The sequence below is a fragment of the Paraburkholderia ginsengiterrae genome, from assembly GCF_001645125.1.
GTDB classification, from domain to species: Bacteria; Pseudomonadota; Gammaproteobacteria; order Burkholderiales; family Burkholderiaceae; genus Paraburkholderia; species Paraburkholderia ginsengiterrae.
Window position 1 is genome coordinate 70,052 of sequence record NZ_LXKA01000232.1, and the last position, 15,112, is coordinate 85,163.

General features: G+C 63.6%; 11 protein-coding genes. 5 read left to right on the forward strand and 6 right to left on the reverse strand.

The window, feature by feature from the left end; translation table 11 throughout:
* The first annotated feature begins 215 nt into the window (after positions 1–215).
* From A6V37_RS18660 to A6V37_RS18675, 4 genes are all read left to right on the forward strand, one after another.
* The gene (locus tag A6V37_RS18660; protein ID WP_064267859.1) at positions 216–1,877 is read left to right on the forward strand and encodes a GMC family oxidoreductase; all 1,662 of its coding nucleotides are present in this window, start codon (positions 216–218) and stop codon (positions 1,875–1,877) included.
* Between the two features lie 133 nt (positions 1,878–2,010).
* Positions 2,011–3,315, forward strand: coding sequence for an MFS transporter (locus tag A6V37_RS18665; RefSeq protein ID WP_064267860.1), 1,305 nt, complete (start codon positions 2,011–2,013; stop codon positions 3,313–3,315).
* Positions 3,316–3,352: 37 nt separating this feature from the next.
* Positions 3,353–4,372 carry an AAA family ATPase gene (locus tag A6V37_RS18670; protein ID WP_207547623.1) on the forward strand — a complete coding sequence of 340 codons (1,020 nt, stop codon included), beginning with the start codon at positions 3,353–3,355 and terminating at the stop codon, positions 4,370–4,372.
* The gene (locus tag A6V37_RS18675; protein ID WP_064286196.1) at positions 4,369–6,087 is read left to right on the forward strand and encodes a cobaltochelatase CobT-related protein; all 1,719 of its coding nucleotides are present in this window, start codon (positions 4,369–4,371) and stop codon (positions 6,085–6,087) included. Before A6V37_RS18670 ends, A6V37_RS18675 begins: the two co-directional genes overlap by 4 nt.
* Before the next feature lie 931 nt (positions 6,088–7,018).
* On the opposite strand, the gene A6V37_RS40810 is transcribed toward A6V37_RS18675, so the two are convergent.
* Entirely contained in the window at positions 7,019–7,615 is a 597-nt protein-coding gene (locus tag A6V37_RS40810; RefSeq protein ID WP_157447887.1) for a hypothetical protein, read from the reverse strand.
* 89 nt (positions 7,616–7,704) lie between these two features.
* Here A6V37_RS40810 and A6V37_RS18685 point away from each other — a divergent pair, with 89 nt between their 5' ends.
* Positions 7,705–8,247: a DUF1003 domain-containing protein gene (locus A6V37_RS18685; RefSeq protein ID WP_064267864.1), complete on the forward strand. Its 543-nt coding sequence runs from the start codon at positions 7,705–7,707 to the stop codon at positions 8,245–8,247.
* A 192-nt stretch (positions 8,248–8,439) separates the two neighbouring features.
* On the opposite strand, the gene pta is transcribed toward A6V37_RS18685, so the two are convergent.
* The 5 genes from pta to A6V37_RS18710 all read right to left on the reverse strand — a co-directional run bounded on the left by pta (position 8,440) and on the right by A6V37_RS18710 (position 15,112).
* Positions 8,440–9,489 carry a phosphate acetyltransferase gene (gene pta, locus A6V37_RS18690; protein WP_064267865.1) on the reverse strand — a complete coding sequence of 350 codons (1,050 nt, stop codon included), beginning with the start codon at positions 9,487–9,489 and terminating at the stop codon, positions 8,440–8,442.
* Positions 9,490–9,636: 147 nt separating this feature from the next.
* Complete coding sequence (gene xsc, locus A6V37_RS18695; RefSeq protein ID WP_064286198.1) at positions 9,637–11,439, reverse strand: sulfoacetaldehyde acetyltransferase; 1,803 nt, start codon at positions 11,437–11,439, stop codon at positions 9,637–9,639.
* Between the two features lie 181 nt (positions 11,440–11,620).
* Positions 11,621–13,090 (reverse strand): phosphonoacetaldehyde dehydrogenase, encoded by a 1,470-nt coding sequence (gene phnY / locus A6V37_RS18700; protein ID WP_064267867.1) that lies wholly within the window; start codon positions 13,088–13,090, stop codon positions 11,621–11,623.
* 293 nt (positions 13,091–13,383) lie between these two features.
* Positions 13,384–14,304 carry an ABC transporter permease subunit gene (locus tag A6V37_RS18705; protein ID WP_064286199.1) on the reverse strand — a complete coding sequence of 307 codons (921 nt, stop codon included), beginning with the start codon at positions 14,302–14,304 and terminating at the stop codon, positions 13,384–13,386.
* Positions 14,297–15,112 (reverse strand): taurine ABC transporter ATP-binding protein, encoded by an 816-nt coding sequence (locus tag A6V37_RS18710; protein ID WP_064267869.1) that lies wholly within the window; start codon positions 15,110–15,112, stop codon positions 14,297–14,299. The genes A6V37_RS18705 and A6V37_RS18710 overlap by 8 nt, the downstream gene beginning before the upstream one ends.

Consider the following 15,112-nt stretch of genomic DNA (forward strand, 5'->3'; position numbering starts at 1 on the left):
GAATGCGGCGCGGCCGGATCGGTGACAACCCGGATGAGCGCGTAAGTGCATCACTGAAAATGAAACAAAAAAGTCGGTTTTTGTACCGGTTTGCTCGATCGTAACCGGATTATCTTGAAGCGGAAATAGCGATCCAATAAATTTGAACGAAACCTACCGGTTTTTAGAAAGAAAGAAGCAGCGGCAACAACAGCAATAGCGCGGAGACATCATTCATGACACGGAGTTTCGACTACGTCGTCGTCGGCGCGGGATCGGCCGGCTGCGTACTGGCCAACCGTCTCTCGGAGAACGGCCGCTACTCGGTGTGCCTGCTCGAAGCCGGTCCGCCCGACCGCTTTCTGTGGATCCATATCCCGATCGGTTACGGCAAGACGATGTTTCATCCGGTCTACAACTGGGGCTTTTACACCGACCCCGATCCGAACATGCTCGACCGCAAGCTCTACTGGCCGCGCGGGCGTACGCTGGGCGGCAGCAGTTCGATCAATGGGCTCATCTATATTCGCGGCCAGAAAGAGGACTACGACCGCTGGGCAGCGCTCGGCAATCGCGGCTGGAGCTGGCAGGAGTGCCTGCCGTACTTCCGGAAGCTCGAACATAACGAACTGGGTGAGTCGCCGACACGCGGCGTCGACGGACCTTTGTGGGCTTCCACCATCAAGCAGCGCCACGAACTCGTGGATGCGTTCATTGCGGCGTCGAATCGCCTGGGGGTCCCAACAGTCGAGGATTTCAATCAGGGCGATCAGGAAGGCGTCGGCTACTATCAGCTGACCACCCGGCACGGCTGGCGCTGCTCGACCGCGGTGGCTTATCTGAAACCCGCGCGCCGCCGCCCGAATCTGCATATCGAAACCGATGCGCTGGCGTCGAAGATTCTCTTCGAAGGCACGCGCGCGGTGGGCATCCGTTACGTGCAGCATGGCCGGACGCATGAGGTGCGCGCGCAGCGCGAAGTCGTGCTGACGGCGGGCGCGCTGCAGTCGCCGCAATTGCTGCAGGTCTCCGGCGTCGGCCCGGCGGGGCTGCTTAATGAATTCGGCATTCCGGTGGTCGCCGACCGGGCCGGTGTCGGCGACAATCTGCAGGACCATTTGCAGGTGCGCCTGACCTACGAAGTGACCCGGCCGATCACGACCAACGACCTGCTGCATTCTTGGACCGGGCGCGCGAAGATGGGCCTGCAATGGGCCCTCTTTCGCGAAGGGCCGCTGTCGGTCGGCATCAATCAGGGCGGCATGTTTTGCCGCGCGCTGCCGGACGAAGCGGCAACGCCCGATATCCAGTTTCACTTCTCGACGCTCTCGGCCGACACCGCCGGCGGCGACGTCCATGGGTTTCCCGGCTGCACCTATTCGATCTGCCAGTTGCGCCCGGAGTCGCGCGGCACGGTGCGCATCCGCACGAACGATATGCGCGATGCGCCGTCCATCCAGCCGAACTATCTCGCGACCGATCTCGACCGCCGCACGACGGTGGCGGGCGTGCGCTTTGCGCGCCGGGTCGCCGCCGCCGAACCGATGGCTTCACTCATGAAGCGCGAAGTCCGCCCGGGTCCGCAGGCGCAAACCGACGACGAGCTGCTGCACTTTAGCCGCGAGTACGGTCAGACGATTTTTCATCCGTCCGGCACCGCGAAGATGGGCGTGGCGAGCGATTCGCGCGCGGTGGTCGATGAACGATTGCGCGTGTACGGCACGCACGGATTGCGTGTGGTCGATTGCTCGATCATGCCGACGCTGGTGTCGGGCAATACCAACGTGCCGATCGTGATGGTCGCGGAAAAAGCGTCCGCGATGATTCTCGAGGACGCCCGTGCCGAGGCGATGCAGGTCACAGAAGTCGAGCCGCTGAGCATGGCGGCCCATCACTGAGCAGGAAAAGTAAGAAGAGAAAAAGAGGCAGGCAGCGAAATTCGCGCCCCGGAGGAGACAAACAGGGGCTTCGGTACGTATGGCGCCGTGAGCATAGTGAGGTTTGGGCACGGCCATCATCGGAGGAGGCGTTATGGCAATCGATAAGCGGGTGGTGCGTCGGGTTGCGTTCGCGAGTGTGATTGGCGCTACCGTCGAGTGGTACGACTTTTTTCTGTATGGCGTCGTGGCGGGCATTGTATTCAACAAGCTGTATTTTCCGTCGCACGATGCGCTCGTTTCTACGATGCTGGCCTACGGCACGTTCGCGGTCGGCTTTATCACGCGGCCGCTTGGCGGCGTGATCTTCGGTCACTTCGGCGACCGGGTCGGGCGCAAGTCCGCGCTGATCTGCACGCTCGTCATCATGGGGATCTCGACGGCGGGCGTCGCCTTCGTGCCCACGTTCGAGCAGATCGGCATCTGGGCGCCGATTCTGCTGCTCTCGCTGCGCGTGCTGCAGGGTATCGGCCTTGGCGGCGAATGGGGCGGCGCGGTGCTGATGGCCTACGAATATGCGCCGCCCGAGCGGCGCGGCCTGTACGCGAGCCTGCCGCAGATCGGCCTGTCGATCGGTTTGTGCCTCGCGTCGGGCATTGTTGCGGGCATTTCGCGGCTGTTGCCGGAAGCGGCGTTCCTCGCGTGGGGCTGGCGGCTCGCGTTTGCCGGGTCGCTGCTGCTCGTGGTGCTGGGCCTGTACATCCGCCTCAAGGTCATGGAGACGCCCGAGTTTCTCGCGCTCAAGCGCAGCCGGCGCGACGTGAAGATCCCGTTTGTCGACATGATCACGCGCTATCGCGGCTCGGTGCTGCTGGGCATGGGTGCGCGCTGGATCGACGGCGTGTTCTTCAATATCTTCGCCGTGTTCATGATCGGCTACCTCACGCAGCGCCTGTCGATGAGTCGCACCGAAGCGCTCACCGGCGTCATGATTGCGGCGATGGTGATGTGTTTCTTCATACCGGTGTTCGGCCGGATGTCGGATGCGCTGGGACGCGCGCGCGTGTACCGCTGGGGCTCGCTGATCTGCGGCCTGTCGGTGCTGCCGGCGTTCTGGCTGATGGAGACCCAGGCGGGCAATACGATGGCGGTGTGGCTCGCTATCGTGATTCCGTTCGGGATCTTCTACGCAATGGTTTATGGCCCCGAAGCGGCGCTCTTCGCCGAACTCTTCGATGCCGAAGTGCGCTACACCGGCATCTCGTTCGTGTACCAGTTCTCGGGCATCTTCGCGAGCGGCCTCACGCCGATCATCGCGACGGCACTCCTGCGCGTCGACGGCGGCAAGCCGTGGTACGTGTGCGCGTACGTGGTGTTATCGGCGCTGCTGTCGGCGTGGGCGGCCTGGGCCATGGAGCGGCGCAGTAAAAACTTTGCGGCGGTGGCGGCCGTGCGTTGACGGCGCGCACCGAAAAGGCACTGGTAGTGGAGCAATGATGAGACGAGACGGAGAGGATGACAAAGTGACGGATATCGTGACTGGCAAACCCGACAGGATGGTCGCGGTACGCAGTGTTTTCGGCATTGACTCGAACCTGATGGTGCCGGCTTTCAGCGAGCGTGACGACCACGTGCCGGAGATCGACGAGGTCTACCGCTTCAATCCGGAGGTGACGCTCGCGATCCTGGCGGGCTTTAGCCGCGACCGCCGGGTGATGGTGCAAGGGATGCACGGCACCGGAAAGTCGACGCATATCGAGCAGGTCGCCGCGCGCCTGAACTGGCCGTGCGTGCGCGTCAATCTCGATGGCCATATCAGCCGTCTGGACCTGGTCGGCAAGGACGCGATCGTCGTGCGCGACGACCTGCAGGTGACCGAGTTTCAGGAGGGGATCGTGCCTTGGGCCTTGCAGCGCCCGGTCGCGTTGATCTTCGACGAATACGACGCGGGGCGGCCGGACGTGATGTTCGTGATCCAGCGCATTCTGGAGCGCGACGGCAAGTTCACGCTGCTCGACCAGAATCGCGTGATTCATCCGCATCCGTATTTCCGCATGTTCGCCACCACCAACACGGTGGGCCTCGGCAACCTGAACGGCCTGTATCACGGCACCCAGGTGCTGAATCACGCGCAGATGGACCGCTGGAACGTGGTGGCCACGCTCAATTATCTGCCGCGCGCGGAAGAGGCCGGCATCGTGCTCGCGCGCGTGCCCGAGCTGGCCGACGACGCGGGGCGCGCGCTGATCGAATCGATGGTGAGCGTGGCCGAACTCACGCGCAAGGGTTTCGCGAGCGGCGACCTGTCGACGCTGATGTCGCCGCGCACGGTGATCAACTGGGCGGAGAACTGCCAGATCTTCCGCGATCCCGCGATGGCGTTTCGTCTGACGTTCCTCAACAAGTGCGACGAAGCCGAGCGGTCGATCGTGGCGGAGTATTTTCAGCGCTGCTTTGGCCGCGAACTGGACGCTTCGGCGAGTGGCGCAGACCTCGCCACGGAATCGCTCCGATGAAGGCCGACCGCCAGGCCGCGCGCCGTGCCGAGCGGCGCGAGGCGCTGTGCGCCGCGGCCGTGCGCGCACTCACGGGCGACGCAGCGCTGCATTACCGTGACGGCCGCTTGTGCCGCGACACGCGGCCACTGCCGTTGCACGCGCCGCATCTGCGCACCCATCCGCAACTGGACGACTTCGCCTCGCTGCGTGGCGCAGCCGATGGCGCGGCCTTGCGCCTGCTGCACTCCGACGCGCAGCTGCATGGCCGCCTATGTCCGCTGGACCCGGTCGAGCGGATGGTGTTCGAACTGCTCGAGCAATTGCGTTGCGAAACGCAGCTGCCGCCCGGCATGCCGGGCCTCGCCCGGAATCTGCGCGGGCGTTTCGAGGGCTGGTCGCGGGCCGTCCATCGCACCGGGTTGACTGAGGATCATCTGGGCATTCTGCTCTACACGGTGGCGCAGATCGCATGGTCGCGTCTGACGGGTTGGCCCGTGCTGGAAGAGACCGAGGACCTGATCGAGGCGACCCGCGCGGCCATCGTGCCGGCGCTGGGTGTGTCACTGGCCGGCTTGCGCCGGCATCGTGCGGAGCAGGGCGCGTTCGCGGTGCATGCGCTTGAACTGGCGCGGTTGGTCGGCGACATGATCCGCACCGCCCGCGCGGAACAGGCGCAGGACGATCCGCAGGAATCGGAAGACGACAAGGCGCGCACGGCGTTCTCGCTCTGGTTCGATGTCGAGGACAACGAACCAGAGGACATGGCCGTGGCGCTGACCGGTGACAGCCGCGTGCTGGGTGCCTCGGACCAGGGCTATCGTGCCTACACCACACGCTACGACAGCGAAATCCATCCCGGCACGCGGGTCCGCAAGGCTTTGCTCGACGAATTTCGCACGCGTCTCGACGAGCGCATCGCCGCCCTGGGTGTGAACGTCGCGCGGCTCGCGCACGCGCTCAAGGTGGCGCTTGCGACAACTCAACGCGACGGCTGGTCATTCGGCGAAGAGCATGGCCGGATCGACGGGCGGCGCCTCGCGCAACTGGTCAGTTCGCCAGCCGAGCGGCGCCTGTTCCGGCTGGAGCGGTACACGCCGCTCGCGGATTGCGCGGTCAGTTTTCTGATCGACTGCTCGGGGTCGATGAAAGCGCATATCGAGCCGGTCGCCATCATGGTGGACATTCTCACGCGCGCGCTCGACCAGGCCGGCGTGGCCACCGAGGTATTGGGCTTTACCACGGGCGCGTGGAACGGCGGCCGTGCCCGGCTCGACTGGCTGGCGCAGGGAAAGCCGCGCCATCCGGGCCGGCTCAATGAAATCTCGCACCTGGTGTTCAAGGACGCGTCGACGAACTGGCGGCGCGCCCGCGCGGAGATTGCCGCGCTCTTCAAGGCCGATCTGTTTCGCGAAGGGGTGGACGGTGAAGCGGTCGACTGGGCCTGCGCGCGTCTTGCCGCCGGCGCGCAGGCAAGGCGGATCCTGATCGTGATCTCGGACGGCAGCCCGATGGACAGCGCGACCGGCCAGGCCAACGATGCCTACTATCTCGACAATCATCTGAAGGAAGTAGTGGCGCGGCACGAGGCCTTGCGCGACGTGGAGGTGCTGGGTCTTGGCGTTGGACTCGATCTCAGTCCGTATTACCGACGCTGCCTTGCCGTGGATCTGTCGGTGCCGCCCGATATGAAGCTGTTTGGTGAGATCGTGGGGTGGATTGGGGCGCGCAGGTAGGTGAGGGGGCAGCGGATTCTCATATGAGCGGCCATCGGCGTCTCGAGGAGCGTGGCCGCTGTATCAACGGACGTTCCACGTCGCGGCAGGTTTCGATGGACATTGCCGTCGGGCGGTCACACACTTAACCTTGTTGGCAACGCGTCGCGTGATTTCCCCGCGGCGCTTCGATTGCATTCTCTTCAATTTTTTCCGGTTTGACCCCCGCTTCCCTTGGCGCAGATCCGTGTTGGGTCGTACATGCCCATGCCGTATGCACCATCTCACAACTCAGTTGGGGGCCGCCCTGACAGGCACAGAGAATGCTGGTTATCCAACAGTTCTGGCAGTGTCTGTTACGAGCGTGTTCAAGACCCAAATCTCACGATAGAAAACCACGCAGAACGGTCACACGAAATCGCACGCCGACCGGTGCTTCACTTGCCAGGTGGTTCCGGCGGCTTCACACATTGGGTTCGGGATCCCGTCGCTTATTTCGATGAGCACTCCGCAAGGGGACAGCACATGAAAGTCGTGAATGGAAGGATGAGACGAAACGATCCGAAGCGTGTTTTAGTGTTCAGACAGGCTGAGCTTGCGCATTCGGGTGCAGGCAACCCCGATGCACGCATCAAGGCCGCATCGTCTGCAAGGGGCAGACACTTTGCGCTTTGGGCTGCGTCGGCAGGCGCATTGGCTGTCGGGGTCATGGGTCTCGTCGCGTATGGCGATCGGTTCGACTTTGATCAGGCGCTCGGGACCATCGGACACACGTCGCCGGCGCAACCCACGTCCTGGTCCGGTCATGTCGCGCCGCCACCGTCGCCTCCCGCTCGCGCAACGGCGGGTGCCAGTGCGGAGCTTGCCCCACCTGTGTCTTCCGCTCCGTCCGAGCACCGTACTGAACCTGCTCTGGATTCTGTTGCGCCGCAGTCGGTTGCACCGCAGTCGGTTACACCAGGGCCTGGTCAAGCAAGCCATGCCGCCACACAGAATCGCCACCATTCGGCACCGCACGTGAGGGCAGTCGCGCGGCATGAGCCCGGGATTTCCCAACCCACGTCGCCGACGCAACAGGCGCTTTCGTCCGGTGATGTCGCGCGATCATCGTCACCGCCTGCTCAGGAAACTGCAATTGACAGTGCTGAGCTGGCGTTGCCGGTGTCGTCCGCTTCGTCCGCTTCGTCCGATCACCGCGATGTACCTTCAGCGGATTCTGCTTCACTGCGAATGGCTCAAGGCCAAACTGCAGGCGTTCACGGCGGAGGTGGTTCGGGCGCGGGTGCAGGCGGTTCGGGCGCAGGAAGTTCGGGTGCGGGCGGTTCAGGCTCAGGTAGTTCGGGCGCGGGTGGTTCGAGCGCAGGCGGTCACGGCGCGGGCAGTTCAGGCGCAGGGGGTCACGGCGGAGGCGGGAACGGCGGGAACGGGTCACGATAATCGGCCGGGTTCGTTTCAGCCGCTCTTTCGTGCAAGAGACGAAGCTTATGGCGGCTACCCCACGGGCAATCACTATTTGCTCGGCACATGAAGCGTGCAATCCCTTGCGCATGTCCAATTCGAAGGAATATGCCGCGCGCTCGCGAACGCCATATCGCTCGTGTAAATTGGGGCGTTACCCACTGGAGCGAGTTCACCGCCATGACACCATTCGATCAAGCCAGAGCCAGCAAGTCGCCGTCCAGCCACGAGAACTGGCCTCATTTGCGGTTCCATCTGCCTTACAACCACGTGACGACAACCTTCGGCGATAACTGGTTCGCCCTCAAGGCTGAATCGTTCGCGCGCTTTTTCGGCACACCGACGTTTCTTATCGGCCAGACGCTGGTTGTCGCGATCTGGATCGTCGTCAACATGGCGGGTTGGACGAAATTCGACGTCTATCCTTTCATTCTGTTGAATCTCGCATTCAGTCTGCAGGCCGCGTACGCGGCGCCGTTGATCCTGCTGGCGCAAACGCGTCAGGCAGACCGCGACAAGGCACTCGCCGACGCGGACGCACGCCATCGCGAAGATATCGCGAAGTCCGCCGAACAGCGACAGCTGCAAATGGCCGAACACACCGCGCAGATGACCGCGCTGCTGCAGCAAAACACTGAGCTTACCGAAATGACGCGGCAACTGAGCGCGCGCATCGAAACACTGACTCTGGAGATGCATGCGAAGGTGCTGTCGGCGACGTGAACGCAGCGCGCGCCACGCGGCGGCTCGCACGGCCGCGCGTCATGACGGTTTCCGATTGAAGCGGGAGATTCGACGAGGCGTGGTCGGCAGCAGCCGGCCGGACTCCATGCTGCACAACGCTTGCGCACCCTCGCGCCACACGCTACGCACCATCAGGGTAACGGTCCACAAGGGTCGATTAATCGGCTATGCCTACGGCTGCACGGCCGTTTTTGTGGCTGCCGGTGCCTCGGCTTCTCGCTGCGTCGCGTTCAATGCCTGCACACACGTCACCGCGATCACGTAGTAAATATCGTCCGCGCTGCAGCCGCGGGAGAGATCGTTAGCCGGCTTGTTCAACCCCTGCAGCATGGGCCCAATCGCCTTTGCACCGCCGATCCGCTCGGCCAGCTTGTAGCCGATGTTGCCCGCTTCGAGGCTCGGGAAAATCAGCGTGTTCGCGTGTCCTTCCACCTGCGAGTGATGGACCTTGCGCATCGCGATCTCGGCGACGATCGCCGCATCGAGCTGCACGTCGCCGTCGATGCACAGATGCGGACGCGCCTCGCGCACGAGTTCGGTCGCGGCGATCACCTTGTCGACGGCCGCGTGATGCGCGCTGTGACTGGTCGAGAACGACAGCATCGCGACCTTGGGCTCCTGCATCAGGAGGCTCTGCGCGCTGTCCGCGGCCGCCATCGCGATCTCGGACAACTGCTGGGCGTCAGGTTCGACAACGAGCGCGCAATCGGAGAAGATCAAACCGCCTTTCATGGTATGGAAAGGCTCGCACAGCATCATCAGGAAGAAGCTCGATACCAGCTTGAACGACGGGTGCAGACCGATGATCTGGATCGCCGTGCGCACCACGTCGGCGGTGGTGTGCACCGCGCCGGCCACCGAGCCGTCAGCATGACCGAGCCGCACCATCAGATTGGCGAAACACAGAGGGTCGAGGATGGCCTGTTGCGCCTCGTCGCGCGTCATGCCTTTTTTGCTACGCAGAGCGAACAGTTCGTCCGCAAACGAGGCAGCGAGCGGCGAGGTGGCCGGGTCCACCAGTTCCATCCCGGACAGGTCGACTCCTTCACTGGCAGCGGCCTCGCGGATGCGCGCGGCCGAGCCCACCAGTACGATTCGCGCAATGCCTTCACGCGTGGCGCGCTGCGCCGCCTGCAACATGCGCGGCTCTTCTGCCTCACATAGCACGATGCGCCGCGGCGAGCTGCGTGCGTGTTCGATGATGCGATTGATTGCTTTCATGGGATAGGCGCGGCCAATGTTGCGGAGCTAAGAGAGCAAACAAAACAGGCCGGAGACGGGGCACCCCCCGGTGGGGCAATCCCGATTCCGGCCTGCCGGGTCCCAGCAGACTTCTTGCGGGACCCGGACCCTTGCACAACTCACGACTCAGACATAGTCCTTGTACTTGTCGAGCAGGCGCACCGGCTTGGCGAGCGCGTCGCGGCGGAACGGATCGCCGAGCTCACGGGTACACATGATCTCGATGATGGTCGTCTTGCCCTCGTTCATCTGCATGTCGATGGCACGCTTGAGCGCGGGGCCGACGTCCTCGAGGCGGTCCACCACGATGCCTTCCGCACCCATCGCGCGGGCGATCTGCGCGAAGCTCTGGTTGTCGAGCTCGCCGGCGACGAAGCGGCGGTTGTAGAAGTCCACCTGGTTCTTCTTCTCGGCGCCCCACTGGCGGTTATGGAAGACCACTGCGGTGACCGGAATGTTGTGCCGCACGCAGGTCATGGTTTCCATCAGGCTCATGCCCCAGGCGCCGTCGCCGGCGTAAGAGACGGCCGGACGGTGCGGTGCCGCGACCTTCGCGCCGACGATGGTGGGGAACGCGTAACCGCAGTTGCCCCAGCTCATCGCGGCGAAGAAGCTGCGCGGCTTGTTGAACCGCAGGTAGCTGTTGGCCACGGAGTTGATGTTGCCGATGTCGGTGGAGACCATCACGTCGTCCGGCATGGCCTTTTCCAGTTCGCGCAGCACCTGGCGCGGGTGCAGATAGGTGCCGCCGTTGAAGGTGCGCTCGTCCTTCTGCTCCTCGATCATGTCGAGGCTGTAGGCGTCGCGCTCGTGGGTCCAGCCGTCCAGCTCTTTCTCCCAGGCGGCCTTTTCAGCGGCGATCTCGCCGGCGCGTGCTTCGAGCGTGGCGTCGCAGGCGAGAGTGCGGCCGGCGAGGCGCTGGGTGAGGGCGATGGCGGCGGCCTTGGCGTCACCGCAGATGCCCACCGATATCTTCTTCACGAGCCCCAGCATCTTGTGATCGGCGTCGATCTGGATGATCTTCGCCTCCTTCGGCCAGTAGTCCATACCATGCTGCGGCAGCGTGCCGAACGGTCCCAGCCGCGAGCCAAGGGCGATCACGACGTCGGCGCGGGAGATCAGCTTCATCGCCGCCTTCGAGCCCTGGTAGCCGAGCGGGCCGCACCACAGCGGGTGGTTGGCGGGGAACGAGTCGTTGTGCAGGTAGCTGTTGACCACCGGTGCGCCGAGGCGCTCGGCGAGCGCCTTGCACTCCTCGATGGCGTCGCCCATGACCACGCCGCCGCCCGAGATGATGACGGGGAACTTGGCTTGCGCGAGCAGTTCGGCGGCTTCGTTCAGACGTTGGTCGCCGCCGGGGCCGCGGTCCAGACGCTGCGGCTGCGGAATCTCGGCCTTGATCTGGCCGTAGAAGTAATCGCGCGGGATGTTGAGCTGGGTGGGGCCCATTTCGGCGAGCGCGCGGTCGAAGCAGCGGCCGGTGAACTCGGCCATCCGCGCCGGATGGGTGACGTGGCCCTGGTACTTGGTGAACTCCTGGAACATGGGCAGCTGCTTCGCTTCCTGAAAGCCGCCGAGGCCAATGCCCATGGTGCCCGCTTCGGGCGTGATCATGACCACCGGGCTGTGCGCCCAGTAGGCCGCGGCGATGGCGGTCACGCAGTTGCTGATGCCAGGGCCGTTCTGGCCGATCACCACCCCATGGCGGCCGGATACGCGCGCATAGCCGTCGGCCATGTGACCGGCGCCTTGCTCGTGCACCACCGGGATGAGACGGATGCCGGCGGGCGCGAAGATGTCCATGGCGTCCATGAAGGCGGAGCCCATGATGCCGAACATGTCGGTCACGCCGTTGGCGGCGAGCGTCTCGACGAACGCTTCCGAGGGGGTCATGGCCTGCGGGCCGCTGATGGGGGTGTGGTCGCTCATGAGGTTGTCTCCGGGTTCTGATGAAAATGGAACAAAAAGTTCCGAAAAACAAATCTGTAAATGAAATTTAGACCAAGTCAGGCTCAGGGGTCAATAGGGGTAACAAAATAAACGGGATGATTTGTACATAAAAATGTCATTGCTCCGGCCGGGCCGCGCCAGGCCGCGACGGCGGGCGCCGTCAGGTCCACGGCAGCGAATACGTCTTCACATTGGTGAAGCTCTTCATCGCTTCCTGGACGCCTTCCTTGTAGCCAAGCCCCGAATCCTTGATGCCGCCGAACGGCGTCAGCTCGAGCCGGTAGCCCGGCACCTCGCGCACGTTCACGCTGCCCACCTCCAGTTCGGCGATAAAGCGCGTGATGTAGTCGAGGCGATTGGTGCAGACCGAGGACGACAGCCCGTAGTCGGTCGAATTCGAAATACGAATGGCGTCGTCGATATCGCGGAAGCGGATCACCGGCGAGACCGGCCCGAACGTCTCGTATTTGACGAGCGGCATGTCGGGGAGTACGTGGTCGAGCACGGTCGGCGAATACAGCGCGCCCTGACGGATATTCCCGTAGAGCAGCTTGGCGCCCCGGCTCACCGCGTCGTTCACCTGCGCCTCGAAGAACATCGCGGCGGCTTCGTCGATAACCGTGCCCATATCGGTCTGCGGATCGGCCGGGTCGCCGTAGCGGATCGCGCGGGTCTTTTCCACGAGCAGTTCGACGAAACGGTCGGCGACCGCCTGATGCACGAGAATCCGCTTGATCGCCGTGCAGCGCTGCCCCGAATTTTTATAGGATCCCGAAACGGCCAGCGTGCTCGCTTCGTCCAGGTCGGCGTCTTCCATCACGATGATCGGATCGTTGCCGCCGAGTTCGAGCACGGCGCGCCGGTAGCCCATTCTGGCGGCGATGTATTTGCCGATCGGCACGCCGCCCGTGAACGTGATCAGATCGACGTGCGGGTTGGTGATCAGTTCGTCGGCGATTTCTTTCGGGTCGCCGGTGATGACCTGCAGCATCTGCGGCGGCAGGCCGGCCTCGTAAAGAATGTCCGCGAGCAGGCAGGTCGAGAGCGGCACCTTCTCGGACGGCTTGACGACGATCCGGTTGTTGGTCGCGATCGAGGGCACGATCTTGTGCGCGACCTGATTCATCGGATGGTTGAACGGCGTGATCGCGGAGATGACCCCGAGCAACGGGTCGCGCTGCGTGTAGACGCGGCGTTGCTTGCCGTGCGGGGTGAGGTCGCAGGAAAACACCTGGCCGTCGTCTTTCAGCGCTTCGTTGGCGCCGAACGTCAGCACGTCGGCGACGCGGCCGGCTTCATACAGCGAGTCCTTTTTGCACAGCCCGGACTCGGCCGTGATCAGACTGGCAATTTCTTCCGTGCGTTCGCGGACGATGTCCGCGGCGCGCCGCAGAATCTGCGCGCGCTCGTAGCGCGTGAGCCGCGCACGATAGGCGTGGGCCCAGGCGAACGCGTATTGCACGTCGGCGAGCGTGGCTTTGGGCACCGTGCCGACCAGTTCGCCGTTGTACGGATTGAATACTTCGATGGTCTCCGCGCGCCGGATTTTTTCTCCGCCGATACGCAGCGATTCATGACGAACCTGATGACGAACCTGCGACGGCGGCTGCGTTTCCACGATGGCGTTCATGCTGACTCCAGCGATAACTGATGACTGAAGTATTGCCGGTGGAGGGGCGGGGGAGTAGTGCCAGCTTGAATCAATCGCTGAGTCCACGCGGGTCGGCGGGTGCTTGCCGGGCGTTCGGTACGCGTGGTTTAACAGTGGAAATTCAGCGGCGACGGTTCAGCGGCAGCAGATCAGCGGCGGTGACTCAGCTGCGAGGAATCAGTGGCGCAAGCGCGCGCCGTGCCGCAATGCCTCTGCCTCTATGGGCAGGACAGTGCGGCACGGCGGCTAAGGTGCGAACGAACGGTGAGCGCTTAGACTTTGCCCTTCCAGGGCACGAGCACGCGCTCCAGATGACGCATCAGCATGTCAAAGCAGAGGGCGAAGAAACCAATCACGATAATGCCCATGATCACCACATCGCTGGCGAGGAACTCGGCGGCATTGAGCACCATGAAACCAAGACCGCTCGTCGATGCCACCATTTCCGCGGCCACCAGCGTCGTCCAGCCGACACCGATGCCGATCCGCATGCCGGTGAAAATTTCCGGCAGCGCCGACTTCAATATCACGTAGAGCACCACCTGCGTGCGCGAGGCCCCCATCGAATAGGCCGCATGAATCTGCTCGATCGACACGGAGCGCACACCGGAGCGCGCGGCGATCGCCAGCGCCGCGAAGATGGCCAGATAGATCAGGAAGATCTTGGAAAACTCGCCGATGCCGAACCAGATAATGATGAGCGGCAAATACGCGAGCGGCGGCAGCGGCCGGTAGAACTCGATGGGCGGATCGAACACGCCGCGTGCGAAGCGCGAGACGCCCATCATGACCCCGATCGGAATCGCGGTCACACAGGCGAGCGCGAAGGCACCGAACACACGCAGCAAGCTGATGCCGGTATGCTGGGCGAGCGTCGAATTGGCGAAGCCTTCTGTCGCGACCAGAATGAACTTCGCATACACCGCCTGTGGCGAGGGCAGAAAGAGCGGCTTGATCCAGTGGAGGTTGGTCGCAGCAAACCACAAGCCGAGCAACGCGGCCACCGTAATCAGGCTGGTGACGGCGCTGCTGCCGTGGCCCGGCACACCGAACGTGTCGCCGGGTTTCGCGGGACGCTTGGCAAAAAGCCGTGGGCCGCGGCCCGGCGTGCGTGGCGGCTCGATCTGCGTATCGGATCCCAACTGCGCGTGATGGCCGTTGGCCAATGCGTGAGCCCGTTTTGAATTAAACATGCGTCACCTCGGCTTCGGCAGCGTGCATTTTCTCGTCGCCGTAAATAATGCTGAGCACGCGCTCGCGCATTTCGATGAAATCGGGACTCGACTTGATCGCACGCGCGTCGCGTGTTTCAAGAAAACGTCGATTGAAATCGAGTTCATAGGTGTGCGTAATGCGTCCGGGGCGGGGCGACATCACGATCAGGCGGCTCGCCAGAAAGAGCGCTTCCTCGACGCTGTGCGTGATGAAGAAGAACATCTTGTTGGTCTTGACCCAGACATCGAGCAACAGCTCCTGGATCGTCTCGCGGGTCAGCGCGTCGAGGGCGGCCATCGGTTCGTCCATCAGCAGCATGGCCGGGTCGCAGGTGAGCGCGCGGGCAATGCCCACCCGCTGCTGCATCCCGCCGGAGAGCTGATAGATCATGTGCTGATGGAAGTCCTGCAAGCCCACCAGCGCCAGATTGCGCACCGCGATCTCGCGGCGCTGCGCCTTCGGCACGCCCTGCAGTTTCAGGCCGAACTCGGCGTTGTCGATCACGTTGAGCCACGGCAGCAGCGCGTGCTTCTGGAACACCACGCCGCGGTCGGCGCCCGGTCCCGCGATCGGCGCGCCGCCCAGCAGCAGCTCGCCGCTGGTCGGCGCGATGAAGCCCGCCATCAGCGAGAGCAGTGTGGTCTTGCCGCAGCCCGAGGCGCCAAGGGCGACGACGAAGTCACCGGAATTGATCGTCAGATTGATGTTGTCGAGCGCGTGCACCGTCTGGCCCGCGCTGCGCCCGGGAAACACGACCTGCACATTCTTGACCCGCATGCTTTCCAT

What these genes read in the sequence shown, in the direction of transcription:
- A6V37_RS40810 (WP_157447887.1), bottom strand. Translation starts at nt 7,615, where the DNA reads ATGCGCAAGGGATTGCACGCTTCATGTGCCGAGCAAATAGTGATTGCC.
- phnY (WP_064267867.1), bottom strand. Translation starts at nt 13,090, where the DNA reads ATGAACGCCATCGTGGAAACGCAGCCGCCGTCGCAGGTTCGTCATCAG.
- A6V37_RS18675 (WP_064286196.1), top strand. Translation starts at nt 4,369, where the DNA reads ATGAAGGCCGACCGCCAGGCCGCGCGCCGTGCCGAGCGGCGCGAGGCG.
- A6V37_RS18685 (WP_064267864.1), top strand. Translation starts at nt 7,705, where the DNA reads ATGACACCATTCGATCAAGCCAGAGCCAGCAAGTCGCCGTCCAGCCAC.
- pta (WP_064267865.1), bottom strand. Translation starts at nt 9,489, where the DNA reads ATGAAAGCAATCAATCGCATCATCGAACACGCACGCAGCTCGCCGCGG.
- A6V37_RS18660 (WP_064267859.1), top strand. Translation starts at nt 216, where the DNA reads ATGACACGGAGTTTCGACTACGTCGTCGTCGGCGCGGGATCGGCCGGC.
- A6V37_RS18665 (WP_064267860.1), top strand. Translation starts at nt 2,011, where the DNA reads ATGGCAATCGATAAGCGGGTGGTGCGTCGGGTTGCGTTCGCGAGTGTG.
- A6V37_RS18710 (WP_064267869.1), bottom strand. Translation starts at nt 15,112, where the DNA reads ATGGAAAGCATGCGGGTCAAGAATGTGCAGGTCGTGTTTCCCGGGCGC.
- A6V37_RS18670 (WP_207547623.1), top strand. Translation starts at nt 3,353, where the DNA reads ATGAGACGAGACGGAGAGGATGACAAAGTGACGGATATCGTGACTGGC.
- xsc (WP_064286198.1), bottom strand. Translation starts at nt 11,439, where the DNA reads ATGAGCGACCACACCCCCATCAGCGGCCCGCAGGCCATGACCCCCTCG.
- A6V37_RS18705 (WP_064286199.1), bottom strand. Translation starts at nt 14,304, where the DNA reads ATGTTTAATTCAAAACGGGCTCACGCATTGGCCAACGGCCATCACGCG.